Raw genomic sequence first — 605 nt, forward strand, 5'->3', positions numbered from 1 at the left:
ACACAATCGGGGAATGCAATGTGCATATAAAATACAAGGTCATAAAAAAAAAGTCAATAGCAAAACATTGTTTTTATTGAATTTTTTTAGCCATTGAAGATTTTGTTTATTTGACAAATTGTAATACATCGATTACATTGTATTACAGAGAGGTATAATTATGGCAATGACCGCAACCGCAACTTTTAGAACAACACCAGAACTTAAAAGCAGAATGGACTTTCTTGCAAAAGAAACCCACAGACCAACAAGTTTCTATTACAACCTTCTGCTTGAAGATTATCTTGAAGATTTGGAGGACATATATCTTTCTGAAAAAATCCTTGAAGACATAAAAAGCGGAAAAGAAAAGACAATTCCAGCTGAAGAAGTATATAAGGAACTTGGAATTTGAAAATAGAATATACATCAAGTGCAAAAAAGGAACTTAAAAAACTTGACAGGCAAATTCAAATAAAGATAAAAAATTATCTTAATGAAATTGCAAGCCTTGAAAATCCTCGCTCACGAGGAAAAGCACTTGTAGGAAATTTATCGCATTTATGGCGATATAGAGTCGCAGACTACAGATTAATTTGCGACATTCAAGATGAAAAAATTCTTGT

The 605-nt window shown here is 31.7% G+C and carries 2 protein-coding genes; both read left to right on the forward strand.

The features are described 5' to 3' along the window. The first annotated feature begins 160 nt into the window (after positions 1-160). Positions 161-394, forward strand: coding sequence for a type II toxin-antitoxin system RelB family antitoxin (relB, locus tag B4C08_RS06805; protein WP_288605349.1), 234 nt, complete (start codon positions 161-163; stop codon positions 392-394). Beyond that, positions 391-605 (forward strand): type II toxin-antitoxin system RelE family toxin (locus tag B4C08_RS06810; protein ID WP_296664122.1); only part of this gene is annotated, 215 nt, incomplete at its 3' end. The genes relB and B4C08_RS06810, both read left to right, overlap by 4 nt.

Source organism: Treponema sp. UBA753 (assembly GCF_002297325.1).
Lineage (GTDB): Bacteria > Spirochaetota > Spirochaetia > Treponematales > Treponemataceae > Treponema_D.